We start from the raw sequence: 24,315 nt of genomic DNA on the forward strand, positions 1-24,315 counted from the left end.
GTCGGACAACCTGGAACCATTGCAATAAAAAATGCGGGAATATAGCCTTTCTCAGTAACATGAGGTGCTCTTGGGGATTGGGCATCGGGTCTAAAAGCATGGGGAATCGAACTAGCCCGTGTATTTCACTTTCTTGAGAACCGCTATACATCGCAAATGGAGCCATTTTGGGATGGTTAACCGATCGCAAAAATAAGAAAGTCGAAATACACAGACAAAATCAGGATGTGGAAATATTAGATAATCCCAACACTTTGTCAGGGGAAGATGTGTTACCGGGATTTGTCTTAGATTTAACAGATGTTTGGTAGTAACACCGAAAGATTCACCAACCGCAATATAATAAATTAGAGCAGTACATCAATCCCAAATCTCAAATCCCATGCCCCTAACGCTTTACAACAGCTTGACCCGTCGCGAATCACCTTTTGAACCCCTCGAACCCCCAAAGGTGCGGATGTACTGCTGCGGCGTTACGGTATACGATTACTGCCACGTCGGCCATGCGCGCGCTTACATTGTTTGGGACATGGTGCGGCGTTATCTGATGTGGCGGGGATACGATGTGCGCTACGTGCAGAATTTTACAGATATTGACGACAAAATTCTCAACCGCGCCCGCGAAACCAATTCCACAATGGAAGCCGTGGCGGAACGCTTCATCGAGGCCTATTTCGTAGATATGGCCAAGCTGAATATTCTCAAGGCTGATGAATATCCCCGCGCCACCCATACAATCGACGGCATTAAACGGCTGATTCACGAATTAGAAAATAAAGGTTATGCCTATGCTTCCGGCGGCGACGTTTACTACAAGGTGAGGCAATTTCCCGATTACGGAAAACTTTCCGGCCGCAAGTTGGAAGAAATGCAAGCCGGGGCTAGCGGTAGATTGGAAACCGCAGAAATAGAAGCTCAAAAAAAGCAAGATTCCTCTGATTTTGCCTTGTGGAAAAGCGCTAAACCAGGTGAACCGGCTTGGGATTCATCTTGGGGAAAAGGTCGCCCCGGATGGCACATCGAATGTTCGGCTATGGTGCGCGATTGCTTGGGCGAAACTATTGACATTCACTGCGGCGGTTCCGATTTAACTTTTCCGCACCACGAAAACGAAATTGCTCAATCTGAAGCCGCGACGGGCAAGTCACTTGCTAATTATTGGATGCACAATGCTTTTGTGACTGTCAATGGCAAAAAGATGTCGAAATCTTTGCACAATTTTATTACAATTCGCGATTTGTTGGATGGGAATTGGTCGGGTGATTGGGAATCTAACCCCCCCCAGCCCGCCCTTGGTAAAGGGGGGAGTAAGAAGGAAGGAAGCGAGAAGTCAAAAGCGGTGGAACCGATGGCGGTGAGGCTGTTTGCGTTGATGGCGCAGTACCGCAGTCAAATTGATTTTACCGAAGAGGCGATCGCTAGCGCTCGAAATGGCTGGAATACCATCAATGAAGGTTTGCTGTTTGGCCTTCGATACGGTTCTCAACTGAGTTGGGACGTTGAGAAAACTAGACAGTATAGCAAAGCTGTGGAGGAATTCCAATCAGCGATGGACAATGATTTCAATACTCCCGGCGCTGTGACGGTTTTGTTTGAATTGGCTAAGGAATTGGCCAAAGAAGGCAATGTTTTAGTGCATCAGGGAAAAACAGAAACCTCACCGGATTTGTTGCAGCAAAAATGGGTAACTTTGGTGAGTTTGGCGGGGGTTTTGGGTTTAGAAGTTCAGCCGGAAAGTGATAGCAATGATGCTGTTGACGGTTTGAGTGATGCGGAGATTGAGGCGATGATTCAGCAGCGGAAAGATGCCCGGAAAGCGAGGGATTTTGCTGAGGGCGATAGAATTCGGAACGAACTTAAGGATAAGGGAATTACTCTGATCGATCAAAAAGATGGTACAACCATCTGGCACCGGAGTTGAAATTTAGAGTTTTTTAACCGCAGATGATCGCAGATGAAATTCCATCCGCGTTCATCTGTGTTCATCTACTAATATCTGCGGTTAAAAACTCCCATTAGTAAAGTTCAAGACAATCTAATGCGATGTTGCCAATAAATTCTTGAATTGTTTCAACTCCAGACCGAAAAATTGCTTCCACGTTACTGGTCGGTGCATTACCGCATCGCAGCCAAATCACTTTCGGAGGTGCTCCGTAAAGACGGCTTCGTTCAGCAAAGTCCGCGTCCTGCGTTACAATACAAAAGCCTTGAGCCTTTGCAAACTCCCAAATCTCGCTATCGTCTATTTCCGTCAGATTGTGGAACTGAACATGACTAGAGTCAGGGAAAATATCTGCAAGTCGAGCTACCAGTTTCCGGCTTAAGTTTTGGTCAAACAGAAGTTTCATAAACAGCAGTTTCAAGTGCCACCTACAACAGCAATCAGACAGCGTTCTCGGTCAGCGGCGAATTCTAAACACGCTCTAATGTCTTCCTCTGTCAACTCAGGAAAATCGTCTAGAATCTCAGCGTGAGACATTCCCGCTGCTAGCCAACCCAACACATCATACACGGTAATTCGCATTCGCCTGATGCAAGGCTTTCCACCGCGTTTACCTGGTTCGATCGTAATGATTTTGCGATAACTCATGACAAGACCGAGTTGAGTACACTTTTCTGTAAGTTTAGCCTAGTCTTGGAAAAGTTAGATTTGCTTTAACTTATTCACAAACTCCGCAACAGCCGCGACAAATTCTGCGGTGGATTCATAGGGCAAAACATTACGCCCCGCCATTAATAAACCTTCCGCATTGGGAAAATGCGCTAAATATTGCGCTAATCTTTCATCCGGTTTCTCTTCTTTACCCGCTTGACTGATGCTTGAGGCTTTTTCTCCCATCACAACGAGTGCGGGTCGATCGAACTTTTGAATCGTACCGCTATAATCCTGCCGCCAAAACCCCGCTAAAAACGAGAAAACCGCGTGACGGCTGTCAGGATTTGCCGCCCCAGCCTGCAAAGCATCCAACCATTCGCTGTCAACTTGTGTGGCATCGCCAAACAGTTGTTTCACAGAAAAAGAACCCAAAAACTCACCGCGTCTGGCGTAGCGGTAAAAAGCATTTCCCAAGGGAGAATTTAACAAGTTCCAGACAATCCTTTGCTGTCTTTCTGTCGAATGTTTGTTCATTACCGCCCAAGCGGGAGGCCCGGCGAGAACTAACCCGCGAATTAAATTTGAGCCGCTTTCCTGCTGCATTTTTGCTAAAGCCAAGGCTACACATAGTAAAGCACCTTGTACGAGGACGATCGCAGGTTTTTTCACTACAGTTTCCAAGAAATACTGCAACTGTGCCGCCCAATCGTCTGGATAGCAAGCCACAGCGGGCATTTCGCAATCGCCGCAGCCCAAAAGGTCTGGATTATAAATCGGATTACTGTTCCCTGCTTTGTACCAACTCTCACAAAATCTATGCCAAAAGATTCTTGACAAACCAACTCCTATCGGATGAATTAATAACAAAGGGATGCTATCTTCTGTCGCAGTAGTTGGCTTATAAACATCATAAGCACAGCTATAATTTTGCCATTCGTAAAAGAGCGTGGGTGATTTTATAGACGAAATAGTGGAGAAATCTTGGGTTGAATATGGCGGTTGCATCTTATTTTTTTTTGAACCGATGTTGCTTTTTATTATAATATGAGTAGGTGCGGGTTTGACCCGACATATATTTGGTAACTGAGAATATAAATAAACCCGCCCTGCGGGATGACATAAGCGCCAATACAAACCTTGATTACTTAATCATGTCAGAACAGCGGATTACCATTTCTTTACCTAACTTGCTGCTAATTGTAGCATCGTCCTTGCTGCTAGTGCTGCTGTGGCAATTGCGGAGCCTGCTAGTAATTCTGATGATATCAGTTGTGCTGGCTGCTTCGATCGTCCCGATCGTGAATTGGGCCCAAACGATGCGGGTTCCCCGGTGGCTGGCGGTGATTATGGTTTATTTAACTCTCATCGGCGGATTTAGCGGGACGGTAGTGTTAATCGGCCCCACGGTAATCGAACAAATAGAGTTACTGCTGCGGCAGTTACCAGTTTATGTCGAAAGTTTGCGAACTGTGGCAACTAATGTCTTGAGTCGCTTGAGCGACGATGCCCCAACCTTGGTGGGTCTGGTGGACACTCAATCGCTGACTAATTGGCTGATTCGATCGAGTCAACAACTGGTTTTGCGATCGTACAGTTTAACGAGAGGCATTCTAGGCGGTTTCTTCAGCCTAGTTTTAGCATTATTTATTTCCGGTTACATGGTTGCGGACAGCGACACATTAATTAAAAGTTTGGTGCAGTTTTTCCCAAAACCGTGGGACGCAAGATTAGCTGCACAAGCCGCGCCAATCGGTCAAAGAATGGGGAGTTATATTCGCGGGCGAGTGTTAGTTTCGGGCATTTTAGGGATATTTATTACCACAGGTTTGAGCATTTTGGGAATGCCGGAATTTGCTTTAGGCTTGGGAGCGATCGCAGGTGTTACCAACTTGATTCCCTTCATCGGCCCAGTGTTAGGAGCAGTACCAGCATTAATCGTAGCATTAGCTAAAGGTGGCTGGGTACTTTTGTGGGTATTACTGTTATTTGTAATCATCCAGAATTTAGAGACTTACGTACTCGATCCTTTGCTGGTTGGTTCATCTGTTGGGGTGCATCCTTTATATCAATTGTTGTCTGTCTTGGGAGGCGTTCAAGTATTAGGAATTATTGGAGCTGTAATTGTGCCACCTTGGTTTGCGGGAGTGGCAGCTTTGATTGAGAACTTGTATTTAAAACCGAAGCTTAGAAGCGAACATCGAGAGGCAATAGATCAGGCTAAAAATAATTCTGACTTGCCACCTCTTACACCTTCGGCGTGATAGCGGGGAAGATGGGAAGATGGGGAAATGGGGCAATAGGGAGAGGGGAATTGAAAAATTTAATTTCTATCGTTTCTATGGGCAGCGGAATCATATGCTTGAAAGTCGAGTGCGAGCTTAAGAAGTTGCAAAAAAAACACTCACCCGATCTTAATCTCGCACTATTAACTAAAGACTAGACTTGAATTGTAGCCTTCCCAAACAATTTTGAAATGTCTCTGCGTTGCCTCTGCTGTTCCCCTCTAACTCAAAATATTTATGCAATAAGTCTAATGACTGATGACTGAGGATTGATGACTAAAAACTAAGGATTAATTGCCACTTCAATGCGGCGGTTGCGCTGCCGATTAGTATCCGAACTATTGTCTACCGAAGGACGACTTTCCCCATAGCCGATCGCCACCCAATGATACTTCTGACCGAGTACACCCGACAAATACTGCACCACCGCCTGAGCCCGCGCAAACGACACATTGCGATTATCCGCCGCTTCCCCCGCGTCGTCAGTGTGGCCCGCAACCCGCACAGTTGCCCCCTCGTGATTGCTCAACTCCGCCACCAAATTGTCCAAAATCGCATTAGTACCCGCGCGCAAAGAAATGCTGCCAGTATCAAACAAAACATCGCTGGGCAGAGTCACCATCAGCCCATCCCCCCCAAACACCGGATTATTGGCATTCTGTGGGGCTGTATTCACCGTTTCAGGGTTCAGACTCGGGCTGCTGCCGATCGCCGGCAAAGCAGGAACAGGACTTGTCGCCGTTTCCGGCCCCGCCAATTCCCGCGACATCAACTGCAAACGCTTTTCCAAAGTTTCCGTCGGGCGGCTGCTGCCCAACTGACTCTCCAAAGCCGCCGTGCGACCAATCAGCGCGTTGAGTTCGCCCTGCAACTGTCTCAAATCCGACTGCAATTTCTCTCTCTGGGCAGGACTGACTGTTGACTGGGGAGTCGGTGTAGCGGTTGGTGGCGGGAGTGCCGGAATTGGCGTTGCTGGGGCGCGTTTCGGGCTGGAGGTCAAATTTTGAGTTACACGCAGCAATCTCTCTGCCAGCGGCATCTCCGTCGCGCCTGACGGATAAATTTGAGCGATCGCGATCCCCAGAACCCACGCAAAACCGCTACCCACCCCCAACAGCAGCAGTCGAAAAATCAGCGATAGTACAAGCAAACCTTTTCCCCGCGACTTGGAGACACGAGTGGGGGGGATTGAAGGTTTTTGGTTAAAAGATCGCGTCATATTTCATCCCTCTCGGTGTACATACCAGATTAATTTCGATACTATCTTACCTATCCGATTTCAAATTTGAGATTTAAGATTTGAGATTTGTCCTCCAATCTAAAATCTCAAAAAGAAACCCGGTTTCTATAAATCTGGGGTTTGGTGGCCAAGCATCGAGGCAGAAACCGGGTTTCTAGTCCGTTGCGTGCCAGCCTGAATCTGTTGGATAATTCAGTAAAACTTTTGGAAAAAAAACCGATGACTGACCCTTTAAATAGCCCTTATCCCGTTCCTTGGGAATGGATTAGTGCCACTCATGCTAAAGTGAGCTCTACTGCCGGCACAGGCCTGCGCTACTATCGCAGTCCATCCCTAGTATCAACTAACGGCCAATACGCAGCTTACAGTCGAATTGAGTTGCAAGTACAGCCGGAATTCTCCCGGTGTCGGGTTAGCAGTGTCATGTTTGTGGAAAACCTCAAAACCGGGGAACTGCAAACAGTGGCGGCTGCTTCGCCACTGGCCGAAAGTGGGATGTATGCTAGCGATGATACAGATATGTCGGGGACGATCGCCATTTTAGTGCCTGTTTCTTGGAATCAAGACGGTTCCCGCATTCTCGCCCGCGAATTTGAAGCACTTTTCAACTCTTCCGATATGTCCGACTACGGTGTCATTTGGGACAAAAATGATAATTACACTTATACCGTTGCTCCCGCTCGCAGTCTTTACACTCATGCTGTATTGTTGGGTTGGAGTCAAGTTTGTCCCGGACAAGTTCTGTTCCGCGCAGGCAATTTGGGCGATCGATCTTGGCCTCTTTGTGCAGTTGATATGACCGGCCAAACGGTAGCAGTCACCGAGGACAAACCCCTAGTTTTCGGCAGTCAAGCCAGCACAGACTGGATCGAACCTAAAACTCGTTTTTAGATATTATGGCGGCATTTTCTTGGATATGGCCCACAATTTTTCTAGTGTCAGGTCAGTCTTTTAACCAATTCATTTTGACCCTGGGGCTGATAGTTCTGGCTGTTATTTCCGGTCTAACAGCTTTTATTTTTATTCGGATTTTCCTTAATTGGTTGCAAGCGAAATTGGAGGGAAACCGCCCTTTTTTTATACGCTCGTTCACCAGAAAAACGGGCAATTCAACCGCTAATATTTCCGAACCTGAAAAGGTTTTTTTAGAACCCCGATTCGTAGAAAGTGACGGGAATTTAACTGCTACTATTTTTGGAGGCAAAAGCGATATTTCAGCAGCGCTTCAGCCGGAGATAATTTGCGATAATTCAGCATCCGTTGCCTATCTATACAAGCCGATCGCTCTTTGGCACGGGCGCTTAATTTTGCCATCACACGAACAGCGCCAGCCCTACGGTTCAGTGTTTTTTGAAGTAATAAGTGCACCCAAAAAATATAAAAACTTTATTGGCAAAACAGCATTTTTAAAATGGAGTACAAATCGCGAAGTACAGTTTTTTGTCCACGCAGTCAGTCAAGATATAAACTTCACACAACAAACTAAAAAAAGTCAAAAATCTGGCAATATCCATCCAGATAGATTAAACGGCTGGCGAAATGTCGGCCCTTTAGAAACTCTAGCAGGCACCAGACTCGAAGACAGCGTGACTGTGATGCTACGCAGGCCCGTGATTGCGATTAATTATAGCAGCAGCGATCGCCATGAACTCACAATCGATCGCGAACCAGTACAAATTATCGGACGTTTTTGCGCCTTAGTCTCAATTTTACAGCGAAAAGAACCCGACAGCGACAAATTCATTGTCCGGCATTTCAACAAAACATCTCAACAATTTGACGGCGCCGCCGAAATCATTCGGATTCCCCAAGTACAGCCAGACAAAAATGGCGTAGCGAGGTCTACCAATCACCTAATCGAACAATCGCCCTTAAATCCAGACGGCTGGTACATTTACGGCGAAAGAGACGAAGACAGTATGTTTGTAGTGGAGGCAATCGAACCCCGCAAAATTGCTCAATTAATCCCAGATGAAACACATTTCGGACTCAAAAAATCTCTCGATTATTTAAGCAGCAAAAATTGGGAAAATACACCAGCCCAAAAAGGGCAAGCAAAAAGAGTATTGTTAACCCCAAATGATGCTACAGAAAACGCTTCAATCTCTCCTTGGCAAGAAGGAGATATCGGGATAGTGATTCACAGTTTCGGGGGTATCGGCGGCAAAAAAGGCGAACGGCCACCGCTGGGAATTGTCACCGGACATTTTGCTTTCGGAGTAGCAAAAGTAGTGCGCGATCGCTTTACCAGCGAACTGCGTTTTGACATAGAATACAAACAAGTTTACGCCCACAATCCCGACGGAATTGTTGCCGGTTCCAGCAAATGGCAAAGCTACATGGGAGACTTACAGCGCGGCTGGTTGGGCGATCGCCCGGTTTGCGATATCATCTGTAAATTAGATTGCGTGTGTTGCGACTACGATTTTGACGGCATCACCTTGTCGCCTTTAACCGAATTAAACCAGCAACTAGATATCATGATGGCCCGCTACCGCAGCGGAGACGGCACCGGCGCAAGTTTAGTCACGCCAGCAACTTCTTGCGTCCAAGATTCAAGTCAGGCAATTTACGCGACAATTAAAAAAATCACTTCCGAAATAGAGTCAAATCCTCAGATTCAAGACTGGCTGAAAACCAATCCCACCGACGCACAAACCCAAAGATTTCACCAGTTAGTAGCTTTAGGAGAAAGTTTAGAAAAAGTATTAATGCCCCTCGGAATTGTCCGTCCAGATTGGCGCAAAAATTCGAGATTGGCGGGGATTGATGCAGAACTGAAAAAAACCTTTTTTGTTGGTATAGCAAACCTGATAAAAGCTGCTATTAGTTACCGAACAATGTTGCCGAGGCGCACCCAAGATGAAATCGCGAAAGTTTTATTAAAACAAGGAGCATTTTTGTGGATAATTCGCACCAATCAAGTCGGAGGATTTGACCCAGACATTGAGCCTATCGCACCGACAGGGTTTTGAATCAGCAATCGGTTTGTAGATGATTCGGCGATTGATATCAAATCCGTTGGCATCGGAATTATTCATCTCTCTCTTCCCTTTCTCTGTATCCTCTGTGTCCTCTGCGGTTTCATCATTCCGATACAACCGGAATTGATATGACAACTGACTGTTTGGACATTTGAACAATACCGATGCAACCGGAAAGGATATGAAGTCGCTACTAGAAAAACCAAGTCTGCCTCCGCCGACTAAGAGATTGAGGGAGCCTTTAATATCAAATCCGTTGGCATCGGAATTATTCATCTCTCTCTTCCCTTTCTCTGTATCCTCTGTGTCCTCTGCGGTTTCATCATTCCGATACAACCGGAATTGATATAAGCGGGACTTGGTATCAGTCAACAGTCAACAGTCAACCGTTAACAGTCAACCGTTAACCGTTAACAGTCAACAATCAACCATTACCAAGGAGTGACTTGAACTTTACCGTCTGGTGCCAAAACTACGCGGAAATCAGCCAGCGGTTCCGCAGGTGGCCTGGTGCCAACAGGTTTGTAAAGCAACTCCGACAAAGGCGTTTCGGATCGATCGACTGCTGCCGAATTCTCCGGCTTGTAACCGACAATCGCCCCGTCTGGGGCCACACTCACCCGATAAACCAACTCCGCACCAACCGGAGGCTGATTCTTGACAACTCCGTCAATTTGCTGGGAAAGTTTGCCCCTCAACAGCTCAATTGGCCCTGGATCGGTAATTGGCGCGGCGGCTGCATCAGGGCTTGCCAAACCTTCAGCAACTGGACTGGGCGTGCTTTCCGGCGAAGTGCTCGACTGCGGTGTGGCCAACGGTGAAGCGTCCGGCTGCGGCGCGGGGATCGGAGTCGGCGAAAGCGATCCAGCGTTGGGAGTTTGAGTTCCAGGCAGCAAACCATCAGCAGGGGGTGTGGGATTGGGATTAGGCGAACCCGATCCGCCCGGATTCGGCGTCCCCTGATTCTGGCCCGCAGGATTGGGCTGCGGCACCGGATCTCTCGGACGCTGGACTTCCGGCACCGGCACCAAGAAAAACGCCATCGCCGCCAAAGCCAAACTCGACACCCCCACGACAGCAGGCAAACTCCGCTTCGCCAAAGGTTCGGCAGACTTGACGTAACGCTTGGAAATTGGGGTTAATTGCAGTGACAATTCCGGCAGCGTCTGCGTATCGGCAAAAAACTGATCGATCGCCTCTACCAAGTCAAATAGCTGTACCGTCGTCAAATCAACTTTTGCCGACAGTTCTGTTTTTTGATCGATTTGGGTGGCGCTGCCTGTGGAGGCGGGTAGAACGGTCAACCGATGCACATTCCCGTCAATTCTGTGTAACTGCACCATACCCACATTCGGGCCGTAGCGATCGGGATAATGCACTCCGCTCATAAATTCTTGAGCGTAGCTGCTGACGGCCCTCACCAAGCTTTCAAAAAAGTCTCGTCCCCCGCTTAGGGGTTCGCCAAGACCTGTAACATAGCATTCAGCGCTCATTAATATGGAAAGCACCGGCCGTATATCTAACTGGCTGGCTGCCGATCCATCGCTCAACCCTTCTAGAACCAGGGTGCAATTTGGCAGACTGTACTGACGCCTAATAGTCATTTTTTATTCAACTTCTCCATCAAACAGGCTAACCCAGAAGCGCTGCATTCCGGCTGTGCCTGTACAAAATAGCAGTTTGCTCAACAAGTTCAAAGCTAGTTCGTTGAGCTTGTCGTCGGAATCGTAAGCTGCAACTAGCGATCGCTTGGGGTTCATGCGTGATCGAAAGTGAGCTCGAAAGCGTTCTAAATACTCGGCCAGCGGCAAGTGCTGGTTGAGGGGGATATTTTTCGATCGCAACTGCTGCGAATCTAGCAGCAACTGCCGAATTGTCGCGGTTAACTTGCGTGCCATATTGCAGGCGATCGCCACCAGCGCTTTTGCCTCCACCATCGTAAGGGAGCGGCGCTGCGTGTAGCGTCTCAGCGGGTTAGTATTACGCATCAGCCAAAGGGCAACCCGATTTTTGATAATTGATTCCAATTCCAGGTCCTTTGACACAGCCAGCATTTCTTCCGCACCTCCGAGATACAAGGCTTCGATCGCCAGCAACATCAAGTCAATTTGCAATCTGGCTCGGCGGGGACATCCCCCATCGGAGGGCGACAAGTCTGGCAAACTGTCTAAAATTAACGGGTTTGACTGGGTAAGCGAAGTTTCTGACGGCATTAATATCACGGCAACATCCATTCCAAACAAACTATACGGGCACGGGGGGTCTTGAGCAAGACAAATTCTCAACCAAGAACTTCTCTGGGATACTTTATTTTTATCATTTACTTTTACGTATATTTTCTAATTTAGCAGCAACCGACCGTCACAGGCGAGCTCCGGCGGCCGGAGTTCGATCGCCCACTCCCCCACCCCCGCCGCCGCTTTGTGATTCCTTGCTTCGCCAAGGGTGAAGGGAAGAGTCAATCGATTTTAGATTTTAGATTTTAGATTTTAGATTGAAGCATTGACCGCACGGATAAATTCGGGGGGCAAGTTTCATCGGATACAGGTTTTTTATTTCTGGACGGATGAATCCGGCGGCTTGTATCCTGGATGCTTTCGGTCAGAAAGCGACAAAGAATTACCCATTTCCCCTTTCTTAATTTTCTATTAGAATCAATCAATGTTCAGGCTTTTGGGGTTGCACCGCCGCTTCTCTTTGAGCCGTAAAATCAGTAGCCGCCGCCTTATCAGTTAGACTAATTTTTCCCTTGAGGGTTTCTTGCTCCACAATTCCGCGCATTTTAACAGAACTGTTTTGACCGGTTGCTGTGGAGTCGCTGCAACCAGCTAAATTAGGAACCGCACCCGACAAGTTCAATCCTTGAGTTTCCCACTTACCAAATAGAGAAGGTTTCTCTTCGGCTGTTTTTTCCCTGCCCTCCCTGCTGCCCGATCGCAAATTACCGCTCAAATAAACACCCGATTGCTCGATTGTCAATACCAAAACATCAGATTTCAGACATTCGGGCAAACTTTGAGGATCGAAGCGATAATTGCCCGCAATTGCCGGGGCCGCCTTTAAATTTGTTTCCCCATAAGCAGTTACTACTTTAAACAGCAGTGCAACTGAGCCGATCGCAACCCCATAAAATGCCAGCGATTTGAGGCTTAAATGATTCATAATCTTGGTAATTAATAATTGGGAATTGGGAATTGGGAATTGGGAATTGGGAATTGGGAATTGGGAATTGGGCAGCGGGCATTGGTATTAACTCACAAATAACCAACAGTCAACAGTCAACAGTCAACTGACTACCTTTGAGGAAGTACCGATGCCAAGTGCGATCGCACTTTAACGTAGCACCGCGCAATCAGCAGCGAAGAATGACACTGCACAGCCAATTCATCAGTATACTGTCCCAAAGTTTGGCGCTCAATTCCCCACTCCCGACTCGTACCTGCAATAGTCAAATCAGCATTAGCAGAAGCCGCCACCACTGCTTGAATTGGCTCAGCAGCCTCCACAATCGGAGTTTCAATTCGCGATCGTACCTCAACTGGTAACTGCTCCATCACTCGCTGAAAATCGTAACTGAGCTCGTTTTCAGCTTCCCCGTCAACCGCCACCCGCAGCACCGTCAAACGGCGTTCCTCACTATTAACTAACAGTCTCAGCGCCAATTCTAAACCCAAATCATCGTGAATGTTTGCCGCGTAAGGTACTAACAAGTTATTCAACCTTTCCCGGCCTCGGTCAACAAAAATTGCTACATCCACCTTAGCGTTGCTGAGAATTTGGCCGACACGTCCTCCCAAACGGTTGCTGCTAAAAGTAGGTCTGTGCCACCCTACTAAAATCAAATCCGCGCGATCTATTTCCGCAATTTGTGCCGTCTCCCTGGCTACATCATTAGTAACCCGAATGATGGGATGTACAAATTTTCGCGCCTCAGACAGTTCCAAACTATCAATCAATTCTGATAATTTCGAGCGACGTTCTTGAATAATGCGATCGGCTTCCGCAGGCGTACTTTCAAAGGCATAGTCATCATTTAATTCTATCAAACTCAGAGGATGAACCGCCGCCGACTGTAAATCCTCACCACCCATACCAGCAGCCGGCTGCGCCAGCGCTACCGCTAGTCGCAGTAAACCTTTCTGCGTGCTGGGATTGGCAACAGGTACTAAAATTCGATAAGTGGGCAGCAATTTGTTAGCAGTTTCTTCGCTGCTGTCAGCCATTTGTGAATTTTCTAATTCTGAATCCTCAGAGTTTACTTCGGAAATATCTAACCTAATTAACCGTTTTGGATAAGTCCACTCCAACAGTGGCGAAGTCATAAAAGTTGTCACTAAAGCCATGATGACTAACATCGTAAATAGCAGGGGCGAAACTACGCCCAATGAAAGACCGATATTCAGCACAATTAGTTCAGTCAAACCGCGAGTATTCATCAGCCATCCCAGGGCTGAAGCTTCGCGGTTGCTGATGCCACAAACTCTAGCAGCAACGTAAGTGCCAACGTACTTGCCGATAATTGCCACTCCCAAAACTGCGGCGCACAGCAGCCACAATTCGGGGCTGTTAAGCAAGCCGATTTGAGTCCGCAATCCGCTATAAGCAAAAAATATGGGCAGCAGAAATATGAGTACAAAGTCTTCGGTTTTTTCAGCTAATTCTCTGGTTAATCCCGCATTTTTCGGCATGGCAGCACCCAGCAAAAATGCACCGAAAATTAAATGAATGCCGATCAATTCAGTAATTAAGGCAGAAGCTAAAACTCCCATGTAAATGCCGGAGAGCACTAACTGTGTTAATCTGCCAGTGCGGTTGTAGTGTTTGGAAAGCCGCTGCAAGAACCAGCGGACTACAGTCAGCATGAAACCGATGTAAATTAAAGACTCAATAATTGTCGGCAAAGCACCGATCATCGAATTAGTACGAGTAACTGCGATCGCCACCGCTAACAAACACCACGCCGTTACGTCATCTACCGCAGCGCAAGTTAGGGCCAGTGTCCCCAATTTTGTATTCTGCAAGTTGTGTTCTGTAATAATTCTTGCCAGCACCGGAAAGGCAGTAATTGACATGGCAGCGCCCAAAAATAGGGCAAAGGCTGTAAACGAAACACTATTATTTGAAACGATGGGATACAGCAGCAATGCGAGCAAGCTTCCCAGTGAAAACGGCACTAGAATGCTGACGTGGGAAGTTAAAATCGCTATATCTAAATTGCTTTTGAGATACTTGGGATTCAGTTCCAAACCAATCAAAAACATGAAAAATATTAGCCCCACCTCAGATAGCACGTTGAGGAAGGGAACGGCTTCGGCTGGAAAAAGTGCTGTTGCTAAATCTGGTGCAACTAAGCCAAACAGAGAAGGCCCAAGCATAATTCCTGCTACAATTTCTCCAATGACTTGAGGTTGTTTTATCGCTCGAAATCCTAAACCTACAAGTCTCGAAAGTGCGATGACAATTAGAACTTCAAGCAGAACGAGAATGGGTATGGGCATGACGTTTTTAGCTTTGGGATTTTTGCGGATCGAGAGGGCAGGGTACTAAAGCTGACTGAATTGGCGATCGAAAAAAATGGATACCAGCTCGATCGAAGGTAGAACGCACAAGAGGCGCACCAACAACGTCATTGTCTCACAAGCGAACAAAGGCTTTGGCAACCTTAGTACCTGGATTTTTTGTTTTTAAGAAGCCCTTGCAAGTAACTTTAACCGCAGCGTGCGTACCCCGCACCCAACCCGCGCCCTAAATCTCACCTCCGGGTGCCAAGCCAACCCTACGGATATGAGACTGTCAGAAAAAGTAGCGCGCGCTGTGATAAACTAGAAAAGTTGTTTAAATTCGCACATCCGGGTTTTCGGGTGTTTCTAGGGCGCAAACCTTCAGAAATACGACCGGGTGGAGGATTAACCCGAATTAGGAGTTAAAAATACAATGCCAGTAGTCAGTTTGGCTCAAATGTTAGAGTCAGGGGTTCACTTCGGACACCAAACCCGTCGGTGGAACCCGAAAATGTCTCCATACATTTTTACAGAGCGCAACGGGGTTCACATCATCGACCTCGTGCAAACCGCTCAGCTTATGGAAGACGCCTACGAGTACATGAGAGTTGCCTCAGAAAAAGGCAAAAAGTTTTTGTTCGTGGGTACGAAGCGCCAAGCTGCCGGGATTGTAGCCCAAGAAGCTCAACGCTGCGGTGCTTATTACGTCAACCAGCGCTGGCTGGGGGGAATGCTCACCAACTGGACGACGATTAAGTCCCGCGTGGAGCGCCTCAAGGATTTGGAGCGCCGCGAGGAAATAGGCGCCCTCGATTTGCTGCCGAAAAAAGAAGCTTCGGTACTGCGCCGAGAAATGGCAAAACTCCAGAAATACCTGGGCGGGATTAAATCTATGCGGAAGATTCCCGACGGAGTGGTGCTGGTAGACCAACGCCGCGAGTATAATGCGGTGTTGGAATGCCAAAAGTTGGGAATTCCGATCGTCTCTCTGTTGGATACCAACTGCGACCCGGATTTGGTTGACATTGCGATTCCGGCGAATGACGATGCTATTCGATCGATCAAGCTGATTGTCGGCAAGTTGGCTGATGCCATCTACGAAGGTCGTCACGGTCAGCAGGGCGGCGACTCTGAGGAAGACTACGACTACGAAGGTGGCTACGAAGGCGCTGAATATGATGTCGAAATCGAAGAATTGGATGACCCCGATTATGTAGATCCCGACGACGCCGCTGAAGCCGAGGGCGAAGAAACCGAGAGCTAGTATTGCCCTCGGAATCTGACACCAGGAAATTAAAAATTAAAGATTGAAAATTAAAAATAATTATTATTATTATTTTTAGTTGGATATTTTTAATTTTTAATTGTACATAAGCTGGTCTGCATTTAAATTGTATGTCAAAAAAGATTAAAGTCTTGTGGGGTGGGCGTCCCGGCCGCCCTGAATATACAATTTAAATGGGCGACTGCTTAGCACGAGTCTAAGTCATTAGTAGATATCTGGCAAAAGCATTCATTGTGTGAGGGCCAGAATTAATTCTGGCGCTACACCTACAAAGTCGGTACTAATATCCACTGGGTATTTCTTCACTTTGGTCTAATCATTAACATTAAAATTAGTGACTAATGACTGATGACTAATGACTGATGACTAATGACTAATAACTAATTTTGATTGGGAACTTAAAGAAGATGGCGGACATATCTGCAAAACTTGTTAAAGAACTGCGCGAAAAAACTGGCGCGGGCATGATGGACTGCAAAAAAGCCCTCGTTGAAAACGAAGGCAATATGGAAACATCCATCGAGTGGCTGCGGAAAAAAGGTCTGGCTTCGGCAGGTAAAAAAGGTGGACGAGTTGCCTCAGAAGGACTTGTAGGTAGCTACATTCACACGGGCGGCCGCGTGGGAGTGCTGGTGGAAGTTAACTGCGAAACAGATTTTGTGGCACGCCGCGAAGAATTCCAAAAGTTGGTGCGGGATATTGCGATGCAAATTGCAGCTTGCCCAAATGTGGAATACGTGAAAGTTGAAGATATCCCCGCCGAAGTTGTCGAAAGAGAAAAGGCAATTGAAATGGGCAAAGATGACTTGGGCAATAAGCCGGAGAACATCAAAGAAAAGATTGTTCTAGGGCGAATTGAGAAGCGCATGAAAGAGTTATCTTTGATGGATCAGCCTTTTATTAAAGATCAGAATATCTCGGTGGAAGAGTTGGTGAAACAAACGATCGCCCAAATTGGAGAAAATGTCCAAGTGCGCCGATTCGTGCGTTTTGTCTTGGGCGAAGGCATTGAAAAGGTAGAAGCTAACTTTGCCGATGAAGTGGCAGCCCAAATGGGTGTTCAATAATCCCAATTAAGATTGAGAATTAAAAATTAAAAATGTGAAAAATCAATTTTTTGCATTTTTAATTTTTAATTTTTATAGGACTTATGGACAGACTATATTTGTAGTGTGGGCACTGCAAACCTTACTACTACAGATATCGTAAAAATGGAAAACTTGCGTAACTCCTATTTTAATTTTATACGAGAGATATGGTGCGACCAAGAGAGAGAATAGAGCAAGATTTGGCAGGACTCGAAGAGGCTTTAGCAGCCTTGAAGTTGGAGTTTAGCAGTACCTACGAAGGTTATTTAACTGCGTTGGGACAAGCGGTGCGGCAGCAGTTAATTTTGGCTTGCTATCACCTTTGCACTCAAGCAGTACCGGAGTCGTTTCTCAAGTTGTCCTTCGAGGCGAGACAAAAAATGCAGCAGTCTGTAAGGGCTTTGGCTGCGGCGTCGGAGGACAAATTGCGATCGCTGGTGACTGAATCACAAGCAGATGAAGAAATAGAGGAAGAGGAAGAAGAAGAAGAAGAAGAAGAAGAAGAAGAAGAAGAGGAAGAAGAAGAGGAAGAAGAAGACGACTTCGATGAAGAGGAAGAGGAAGAAGAAGAAGAGGAAGACAAAGCAGACGACAAGGAAGAAGACGAAAAGGAAAAAAACCAAGTTTCGGCCATTAACTATCTATTTTCATTGGCAAATTATCAATTGCCAAACGCCAATTCCCCTGAAAGTTTGGCACGCTGGCAAAATAGTATTGAAAAGTCGATCGCCCATATACTCAAGCTGCTTTCTCGCGACACCAACCGCTTGCTGCAAGAGTCGGGAATCTTGCCGAGTCAATTACCAGAACCAGTTCTCGAAGCTGCTTCTGCTGCTGAATCCTCCGGCGATAGTGTTGCCGGGCCGCCGAACTTATTAAACTTAATCATTGAAACCGATGCCTCATCAGCATCGCGAAAATTGGCTGCAACCTTTGGTAGTAGGGCCCTGCACATTACAGCGATTAAACTGCGGCTATCGGAAATAGAGTTTGCCGATGCGGGAACCTCGGCTTGGCGCCAGCAAATTCGTAACCTGTCTGTAAAATTGAACTCGCTGGGCCGCGATTACCAGAAAAAGCAGCGGGAACTCGCTGTGGTGGAGGCTGAGTCGGCTTGGCGATCGAGTTGGTTTGAAGATTAGTCAGTTGTCAGTTGTCAGTTGGCAGTTGTCAGTTGTCAGTTGGCAGTTGTCAGTTGTCAGTTGATAATTGTCAGTTGTCAGTTGTCAGTTGTCAGTTGACAGTTGTCAGTTGTCGGGAATTCTTGAGCTATGATTAATAACTAATGACTAACGACTAATGACTAACGACTAATGACTAATGACCAATGACCAATGACTAATGACTAATAACTAATGACTGATGACTAATAATCAACCCGAATGGCAGCGATTGCAAAAAGCTCTTTCAGTAGAAGCCGATCGCGGATTTAACGACATCCAAGGCAGTCAATACCGCTTCAGCGAGTTTCTGGGCCTGAGTTTGAGACAGTTGGCAGGTTCTGTGGCTGCTTCGGCGCGCGATCGAGCCAGACAACTAGCCACTGAATTTGACATCTATCCTCAGAAAGATCTCGAACAGCGCCAACATTCGATCGCCATTACGGTCAGTTTTTTGAGGCAAATGGAGCAAGTTTGGGAACAAGAAAGTCGCCACCAGCAAGAACAAGTAGCACAAGTCAGACCCGCAAACGCTAACGCTTCTGAACCAACCGCCCCAACACTTTCCGTTCCCCGAACAGTACCCCTGAGTACAGCCCCCCCACCGCCCAGCCTGACTCTCGACCAACAGTTAACCCGCGTCACCGGCATCGGCCCCGCCAACGGCAACCGCTTGCTAAAACTGGGTTTATACACTGTATATGACTTGCTTTACTACTATCCCCGCAACCACATCGACTATGCAAAGCAAGTACAAATTCGCGAGCTAATAGCCGGGGAAACTGTCACCTTAATTGCCGAAGTAAAGCGCTGTAATTGCTTTTCTAGCCCGAAGAATAAGAAGTTAACCATATTAGAAGTAATTTTAAAAGACCGCACCGGAGAGATAAAAATTAGTCGTTTTTTTGCAGGCCCTCGCTACAGTAATCGCGGCTGGCAAGAATTTAAAAAGCGCGAGTATTGTACAGGTGCGGTGCTGGCAGCTTCCGGGTTGGTGAAGCAAGGTAAATATGGAATTACTTTAGAAAATCCTGAATTAGAAGTATTAGACGACTCCGGCGGTGCGATCGAATCAATGAAAGTCGGCCGCCTGATACCAGTTTATCCGCTGACGGAGGGAGTGGATGCTGGTTCGGTGAGGCGATCGATTTTGGCTGCAATGCCGGCGGCAAAAATGTTGCCAGAATCGTTACCGGAAGATTTGCGCGAGCGTTACGGTTTAATGGGTTTAGCCGATGCCGTGACTAATATTCACTTTCCGCTCGATCGAGATTGTTTGGCCGCCGCCCGCCGCCGCTTAGTTTTTGACGAATTTTTCTACCTGCAATTAGGACTTTTAAAGCGCCGCCAAACCCAAAGAAAAGCTCAAGCGAGTGCAGTCATCATTCCTAGCGGTAAATTGATCGAACATTTTTATGAAATATTGCCTTTTGCGTTGACTAATGCTCAGGAAAGAGTAATTAACGACATCCTCAACGATTTAGCTTCGTCGCAACCGATGAACAGATTAGTGCAAGGCGATGTCGGCGCCGGCAAAACCGTAGTCGCCGTAGTGGCAATGCTAGCAGCAATTCAATCCGGCTATCAAGCAGCTTTAATGGCACCGACAGAAGTTTTAGCAGAACAGCATTACCGCAAATTGGTAGGTTGGTTTAACTTAATGCACTTGTCTGTTGAACTGTTAACAGGTTCGACAAAAATAGCCAAGCGCCGCGAAATTCACAACCAGTTAGAAACCGGAGAATTGCCTGTTTTAGTGGGAACTCACGCGCTGATTCAAGATACGGTAAATTTCCATAAATTGGGTTTGGCGGTAATTGACGAACAGCACAGATTCGGTGTGCACCAGCGCGCTAAATTGCAGCAAAAAGGCGAAGCTCCCCACGTTTTGACGATGACGGCAACTCCCATTCCCCGGACGCTGGCGCTGACGCTGCACGGGGATTTAGATGTAAGTCAAATTGATGAACTTCCCCCCGGCAGGCAGGCGATTCAAACCACTGTACTGTCGGCCAAAGAACGCATTCAAGCTTACGATTTGATTCGGCGGGAAGTGGCGAGCGGGCGTCAAGTTTATGTGGTGCTGCCGCTGGTGGAGGAGTCGGAAAAGTTGGATGTGCGATCGGCAATTGAGGAAAAAGAAAAACTTGAAAAAAGTGTATTTCCTGAGTTTAAGGTGGGTTTGCTGCACGGTAGAATGAGCAGTGCTGACAAAGATGAAGCAATTTCTAAGTTTCGAGACAAAGAAACTGATATTTTAGTATCTACTACTGTCGTCGAAGTGGGAGTAGACGTGCCGAATGCCACGGTAATGCTAATTGAAAATTCTGAGCGTTTTGGACTGTCGCAACTGCACCAGTTGCGGGGTAGAGTTGGTCGGGGCAGCAACCGTTCTTATTGTTTGTTAATGCCCGGTTCCAAAACGGCGGAAGCCATGCAGAGAATGAAGGTTTTAGAACAATCTCAAGATGGCTTTTTTATTGCGGAAATGGACATGAGATTGCGCGGACCCGGCCAAGTTTTGGGAACTAGGCAGTCGGGTTTGCCTGATTTTGCTTTGGCGAGTTTGGTGGAGGATCAAGAGGTTTTGGAGTTGGCGAGGGCGGCGGCTCAAATGGTAATTGAGAATGATGAAAGTTTGAATCAGTGGCCGGTGGTGCGGGATGAATTGGAGCGGAGATATCAGCGGATGATGAGTGGGTCGATTTTGACTTAGATATTTCTGGACGCAGCAACGGTGTTTTTAATAATATTTTGTATGGTCGGGTTAAGCGAATATCTATCAAAGCCGGCAGTTTATTGCTGCACTCACGCACCCTCTCCCCATAGGCTGATTTATTTGCACCTACCTATTTAATGTCAGAAAGCGGGTTTCTTGCCACAAAGTCACGTAAAATATTAGGGTTTTTGTCAGGAAAACCCGCTTTATACCGTTTTGCTGACAATGGTGCAAAATATCAAGTTGAGCGAAGCGTCAAAAACACGAATTTGTTGGGTACGCCTGCCTCAACCCAACCTACTTTCTGAACCCAACCTAACTTTCACAGAAAATTTTTCCCTTGGTCTAGGGTATTTTTATGAATTGTAAGGATTCCCGTACTGATTAAACCAAAAATCCTTCGCAGGAATGACGGGAAAGTGTCAAAATTAAGATAGTTCTGCCAGAAACAGGGGAAAGGAAATCTAGCCTGTACTGGCGCCTAAGGCAACATTGATTCCTCGCTGGTTACGCTTGCAGGTGGTCGCCGACGGTTCGTCGAATTTAATCTCAACAGTAATTATGAAAGATCTCACTCGTTATCGAAATATTGGCATCTTCGCCCACGTAGATGCTGGCAAGACCACCACAACAGAAAGAATCCTGAAACTGACAGGTAAAATCCACAAAATTGGTGAAGTTCACGAAGGCGCGGCGACTACTGACTTCATGGAACAGGAGCAAGAGCGCGGTATTACGATTCAATCCGCTGCTACCACCTGCTTCTGGAACGAGCATCAGCTCAACATCATTGATACTCCGGGACACGTCGATTTTACGATCGAGGTTTACCGTTCTTTGAAGGTTCTCGATGGTGGCATTGGTGTGTTCTGCGGTTCGGGTGGAGTTGAACCGCAATCTGAAACCAACTGGCGCTACGCTAACGATTCCAAAGTCGCTCGCGTCATCTACATCAATAAGCTCGATCGCACCGGAGCAGATTTTTACCGCGTTGTCAAGCAAGTTGATAAAATCCTCGGAGCTAAACCGATGGTGATGGTATTGCCGATCGGCATAGAAGAAAAGTTTTGCGGCGTAGTCGATTTGCTGACCCGCAAAGCCTGGATCTGGGATGATTCCGGCGATCCCATGAACTATCAAATTAAAGATGTCCCCGCCGATATGGTCGATGATGTCGAAACTTGGCGCGAACAGTTGATCGAACTGGCAGTAGAGCAAGACGACGCTCTGATGGAACAATATCTCGAAGGCAATGAACCGAGTATTGATGACCTCAAGCGCTGTATTCGCAAAGGTACTCGCGATCGGGCATTTTTCCCCACCTACTGCGGCTCATCGTTTAAAAACAAAGGCGTGCAGTTGGTTCTCGATGCCGTAGTGGACTACCTGCCAAACCCGATGGAAGTCACACCACAGCCAGAAGTCGATCTCGATGGAAATGAGACCGGCGAATTTGCCCTTGTCGATCCCAATCGGCCATTGCGGGCACTGGCGTTTAAGATCATGGACGATCGCTACGGTGCTTTAACCTTCACGCGCCTGTACTCCGGTAAGTTGTCCAAGGGCGACACCGTACTCAACACCGCCACAGGCAAAACCGAGCGCATCAGCCGTTTGGTGGAAATGCACGCCAACTCGCGCGAAGAAATTGAATCTGCCCAAGCAGGGGACATTGTGGCGATCGTCGGTATGAAAAACGTCCGCACCGGACACACCATCTGCGACCCCAAAAATCCCGCCACCCTAGAGCCGATGGTATTCCCAGATCCCGTTATTTCGATTTCGGTCAAACCGAAACAAAAAGGCGGCGAAGAAAAAATGGGAGCAGCCCTCACCAAAATGGTGCAAGAAGACCCATCCTTCCACATGGTGACGGATCTAGAAAGCGGCGAAATGATTCTCAAGGGGATGGGCGAGTTACACCTCGACATCAAAGTAGACATTCTCAAGCGCACCCACGGCATCGAAGTAGAAGTCGGCGAACCACAAGTGGCTTACCGCGAGTCGATTACCAAGCGCCTCGAAGACGAATACACCCACAAAAAGCAATCAGGTGGTTCCGGTCAATTTGCCAAAATCGGCTATGTGATCGAGCCTGGTGAGCCTGGAAGCGGCTTCCAGTTTGAGTCCAAAGTGACTGGTGGTAGCGTACCGAGAGAATATTGGCCAGCGGTCGAAAAAGGCTTTGAAAGCTGCATCGACAAAGGCGTCTTGGCCGGATTCCCCTGCCTAGACTTGAAATTCACGCTTCTAGAAGGCGGTTTCCACCCCGTTGACTCCTCAGCAATGGCCTTTGAAATTGCTGCCAAAGCGGCCTATCGGCAGTCTCTGCCTAAAGCCGCGCCTCAGTTGCTCGAACCGATTATGAATGTCGATGTATTCACTCCAGATGATTACATGGGCGACGTGATCGGCGACCTCAACCGCCGCCGGGGGATGATGAAATCTCAGGAAACAAGCCAAACAGGAGCACGGATCAAGGCCGATGTGCCGTTGAGCGAAATGTTTGGTTACATTAGCGATTTGCGTACTATGACATCTGGCCGCGGTCAGTTTTCCATGTCCTTCTCGCACTATGCTCCTTGTCCGAATAACATCGCTGAAGAAGTGATTAAGGCGGCAAAAGAGCGTCAAGCTGCGAAGTAATGTATTTGACTCCTGGTAGGTGCTATCTGGAGTCAAACAGAAAAATTAGATCCCCGCTTTTTGAAGAAATCGGGGATCTAATTTTTGTAAACTATCGGTTAGAATAAGTCAACAAAACATATTAGATAGTAGAACCACGAGCAGACTTCAACAACATCTGGATTTCTTCAAGACTAAATGGTGGTGAACGACGATGAATCATAGCGTGACAATTTGGGCAAACAGGACGCAAATCTTTTATAGGATCAATTTCATACTCTTCTGCAATTTCTGAAAGGGGTCTTAGATGATGAACATGAATGAAACCTTTTCCCAGTTGCCCAAAAGTTTTGCCAAAATCGAAATCACAAATATAGCAACTTGAACCGTAATAATCAATACATTTTTGCCGAGCTTTAGGCTCTCGTTCATAGGCATTGACTGAAACTTGCCGTACTGCCCCTTCACGAAATGTTTGTACTGCATCTACTTCATCAGGAAAGAATCTAGTAGTAGTTACAGATTCCTGCACCTGAAGCGGATTTTGCCAATCCAACAAACATTTTAGGTATTTTTCAAAAAGCGGATTTTGCCAATCCCTCAAACATTTTAGATATTCTTCAAAACGGTCTTCCTCACCAAGATACACATTTATTGCAGCACGAAAGATAGCAAAGAGTTCGACAAAGTTATCAATCACTGGCTGAGCTGCATCTAGGTCTTTAATAGGAAGAACTAGGGATGGACTCTGAATATAAGGGGAGCATCCCGGTTTTGTAAAAGTGCTATCCAGAGAGGATAATAGGTAGAGCGTCAACAGAAGCGTGAACTGCAT

General features: G+C 47.0%; 19 protein-coding genes and 1 pseudogene. 10 read left to right on the top strand and 10 right to left on the bottom strand.

From position 1 onward, the window contains the following. Positions 1-146 precede the first annotated feature (146 nt). Both Q5691_RS19845 and cysS read left to right on the top strand, forming a co-directional pair. Positions 147-311 (top strand): annotated as a pseudogene (locus Q5691_RS19845) (Uma2 family endonuclease); the annotation flags it as partial. 71 nt (positions 312-382) lie between these two features. Further along, a complete protein-coding gene (gene cysS, locus Q5691_RS19850; protein WP_333214000.1) occupies positions 383-1,921 on the top strand; it encodes a cysteine--tRNA ligase in 1,539 nt (512 codons plus the stop codon). A 94-nt stretch (positions 1,922-2,015) separates the two neighbouring features. Here cysS and Q5691_RS19855 read toward each other — a convergent pair whose 3' ends face one another. From Q5691_RS19855 to Q5691_RS19865, 3 genes are read right to left on the bottom strand one after another with little or no spacing between them, the layout of a single operon-like run. After that, complete coding sequence (locus tag Q5691_RS19855; protein ID WP_333213998.1) at positions 2,016-2,348, bottom strand: DUF5615 family PIN-like protein; 333 nt, start codon at positions 2,346-2,348, stop codon at positions 2,016-2,018. 11 nt (positions 2,349-2,359) lie between these two features. Beyond that, positions 2,360-2,590 (bottom strand): DUF433 domain-containing protein, encoded by a 231-nt coding sequence (locus Q5691_RS19860; protein ID WP_333030184.1) that lies wholly within the window; start codon positions 2,588-2,590, stop codon positions 2,360-2,362. 54 nt (positions 2,591-2,644) lie between these two features. After that, positions 2,645-3,601, bottom strand: coding sequence for an alpha/beta fold hydrolase (locus Q5691_RS19865; protein WP_333346514.1), 957 nt, complete (start codon positions 3,599-3,601; stop codon positions 2,645-2,647). Between the two features lie 146 nt (positions 3,602-3,747). Here Q5691_RS19865 and Q5691_RS19870 point away from each other — a divergent pair, with 146 nt between their 5' ends. Beyond that, positions 3,748-4,857, top strand: coding sequence for an AI-2E family transporter (locus Q5691_RS19870; RefSeq protein ID WP_333346517.1), 1,110 nt, complete (start codon positions 3,748-3,750; stop codon positions 4,855-4,857). A 304-nt stretch (positions 4,858-5,161) separates the two neighbouring features. On the opposite strand, the gene Q5691_RS19875 is transcribed toward Q5691_RS19870, so the two are convergent. Then, positions 5,162-6,097: an OmpA family protein gene (locus Q5691_RS19875; RefSeq protein WP_333346520.1), complete on the bottom strand. Its 936-nt coding sequence runs from the start codon at positions 6,095-6,097 to the stop codon at positions 5,162-5,164. Positions 6,098-6,337: 240 nt separating this feature from the next. Here Q5691_RS19875 and Q5691_RS19880 point away from each other — a divergent pair, with 240 nt between their 5' ends. Both Q5691_RS19880 and Q5691_RS19885 read left to right on the top strand, forming a co-directional pair. Further along, the gene (locus Q5691_RS19880) at positions 6,338-7,009 is read left to right on the top strand and encodes a hypothetical protein (protein WP_333108427.1); all 672 of its coding nucleotides are present in this window, start codon (positions 6,338-6,340) and stop codon (positions 7,007-7,009) included. A gap of 44 nt (positions 7,010-7,053) precedes the next feature. Then, positions 7,054-9,093 (top strand): abortive infection protein, encoded by a 2,040-nt coding sequence (locus tag Q5691_RS19885; protein WP_333346523.1) that lies wholly within the window; start codon positions 7,054-7,056, stop codon positions 9,091-9,093. 440 nt (positions 9,094-9,533) lie between these two features. Here Q5691_RS19885 and Q5691_RS19890 read toward each other — a convergent pair whose 3' ends face one another. From Q5691_RS19890 to Q5691_RS19910, 5 genes are all read right to left on the bottom strand, one after another. Beyond that, positions 9,534-10,706, bottom strand: a complete 1,173-nt coding sequence (locus tag Q5691_RS19890) for a DUF4335 domain-containing protein (protein ID WP_333346525.1) — start codon at positions 10,704-10,706, stop codon at positions 9,534-9,536. A gap of 3 nt (positions 10,707-10,709) precedes the next feature. After that, a complete protein-coding gene (locus Q5691_RS19895; protein WP_333081936.1) occupies positions 10,710-11,336 on the bottom strand; it encodes a DUF3038 domain-containing protein in 627 nt (208 codons plus the stop codon). Positions 11,337-11,441: 105 nt separating this feature from the next. Further along, complete coding sequence (locus Q5691_RS19900; RefSeq protein WP_333213984.1) at positions 11,442-11,564, bottom strand: hypothetical protein; 123 nt, start codon at positions 11,562-11,564, stop codon at positions 11,442-11,444. 196 nt (positions 11,565-11,760) lie between these two features. Beyond that, positions 11,761-12,264, bottom strand: coding sequence for a hypothetical protein (locus Q5691_RS19905; protein WP_333213982.1), 504 nt, complete (start codon positions 12,262-12,264; stop codon positions 11,761-11,763). A gap of 131 nt (positions 12,265-12,395) precedes the next feature. Then, positions 12,396-14,600, bottom strand: coding sequence for a cation:proton antiporter domain-containing protein (locus Q5691_RS19910; protein WP_333213980.1), 2,205 nt, complete (start codon positions 14,598-14,600; stop codon positions 12,396-12,398). 436 nt (positions 14,601-15,036) lie between these two features. On the opposite strand from Q5691_RS19910, the gene rpsB reads away from it, so the two are divergent. The 5 genes from rpsB (at position 15,037) to fusA (ending at position 23,501) form a co-directional block, all read left to right on the top strand. After that, positions 15,037-15,867, top strand: a complete 831-nt coding sequence (gene rpsB / locus Q5691_RS19915; RefSeq protein WP_333035195.1) for a 30S ribosomal protein S2 — start codon at positions 15,037-15,039, stop codon at positions 15,865-15,867. 428 nt (positions 15,868-16,295) lie between these two features. Next, on the top strand, positions 16,296-16,955 hold the full coding sequence (tsf, locus tag Q5691_RS19920; RefSeq protein ID WP_006635114.1) for a translation elongation factor Ts: 660 nt from the start codon (positions 16,296-16,298) through the stop codon (positions 16,953-16,955). Between the two features lie 188 nt (positions 16,956-17,143). Next, positions 17,144-18,118: a hypothetical protein gene (locus Q5691_RS19925; protein WP_333346530.1), complete on the top strand. Its 975-nt coding sequence runs from the start codon at positions 17,144-17,146 to the stop codon at positions 18,116-18,118. Positions 18,119-18,338: 220 nt separating this feature from the next. Continuing rightward, complete coding sequence (gene recG / locus Q5691_RS19930) at positions 18,339-20,852, top strand: ATP-dependent DNA helicase RecG (protein ID WP_333213974.1); 2,514 nt, start codon at positions 18,339-18,341, stop codon at positions 20,850-20,852. A 564-nt stretch (positions 20,853-21,416) separates the two neighbouring features. Further along, on the top strand, positions 21,417-23,501 hold the full coding sequence (fusA, locus tag Q5691_RS19935) for an elongation factor G (protein WP_333346532.1): 2,085 nt from the start codon (positions 21,417-21,419) through the stop codon (positions 23,499-23,501). A gap of 121 nt (positions 23,502-23,622) precedes the next feature. On the opposite strand, the gene Q5691_RS19940 is transcribed toward fusA, so the two are convergent. Beyond that, positions 23,623-24,315, bottom strand: a 693-nt coding sequence (locus Q5691_RS19940) for an HNH endonuclease (RefSeq protein ID WP_333346535.1), incomplete at its 5' end; no start/stop codon positions are given.

This window comes from Microcoleus sp. w1-18aA5, assembly GCF_036701705.1.
Classification (GTDB): domain Bacteria; phylum Cyanobacteriota; class Cyanobacteriia; order Cyanobacteriales; family Microcoleaceae; genus Microcoleus.

Excerpts from the sequence above, each read along its gene's own strand:
- Q5691_RS19880 (WP_333108427.1), top strand. The coding sequence starts at position 6,338 with ATGACTGACCCTTTAAATAGCCCTTATCCCGTTCCTTGGGAATGGATT.
- recG (WP_333213974.1), top strand. The coding sequence starts at position 18,339 with ATGACTAATAATCAACCCGAATGGCAGCGATTGCAAAAAGCTCTTTCA.
- Q5691_RS19910 (WP_333213980.1), bottom strand. The coding sequence starts at position 14,600 with ATGCCCATACCCATTCTCGTTCTGCTTGAAGTTCTAATTGTCATCGCA.
- cysS (WP_333214000.1), top strand. The coding sequence starts at position 383 with ATGCCCCTAACGCTTTACAACAGCTTGACCCGTCGCGAATCACCTTTT.
- fusA (WP_333346532.1), top strand. The coding sequence starts at position 21,417 with ATGAAAGATCTCACTCGTTATCGAAATATTGGCATCTTCGCCCACGTA.
- Q5691_RS19905 (WP_333213982.1), bottom strand. The coding sequence starts at position 12,264 with ATGAATCATTTAAGCCTCAAATCGCTGGCATTTTATGGGGTTGCGATC.
- Q5691_RS19870 (WP_333346517.1), top strand. The coding sequence starts at position 3,748 with ATGTCAGAACAGCGGATTACCATTTCTTTACCTAACTTGCTGCTAATT.
- Q5691_RS19895 (WP_333081936.1), bottom strand. The coding sequence starts at position 11,336 with ATGGATGTTGCCGTGATATTAATGCCGTCAGAAACTTCGCTTACCCAG.
- Q5691_RS19890 (WP_333346525.1), bottom strand. The coding sequence starts at position 10,706 with ATGACTATTAGGCGTCAGTACAGTCTGCCAAATTGCACCCTGGTTCTA.
- Q5691_RS19855 (WP_333213998.1), bottom strand. The coding sequence starts at position 2,348 with ATGAAACTTCTGTTTGACCAAAACTTAAGCCGGAAACTGGTAGCTCGA.
- Q5691_RS19925 (WP_333346530.1), top strand. The coding sequence starts at position 17,144 with ATGGTGCGACCAAGAGAGAGAATAGAGCAAGATTTGGCAGGACTCGAA.
- tsf (WP_006635114.1), top strand. The coding sequence starts at position 16,296 with ATGGCGGACATATCTGCAAAACTTGTTAAAGAACTGCGCGAAAAAACT.
- Q5691_RS19865 (WP_333346514.1), bottom strand. The coding sequence starts at position 3,601 with ATGCAACCGCCATATTCAACCCAAGATTTCTCCACTATTTCGTCTATA.
- Q5691_RS19860 (WP_333030184.1), bottom strand. The coding sequence starts at position 2,590 with ATGAGTTATCGCAAAATCATTACGATCGAACCAGGTAAACGCGGTGGA.
- rpsB (WP_333035195.1), top strand. The coding sequence starts at position 15,037 with ATGCCAGTAGTCAGTTTGGCTCAAATGTTAGAGTCAGGGGTTCACTTC.
- Q5691_RS19875 (WP_333346520.1), bottom strand. The coding sequence starts at position 6,097 with ATGACGCGATCTTTTAACCAAAAACCTTCAATCCCCCCCACTCGTGTC.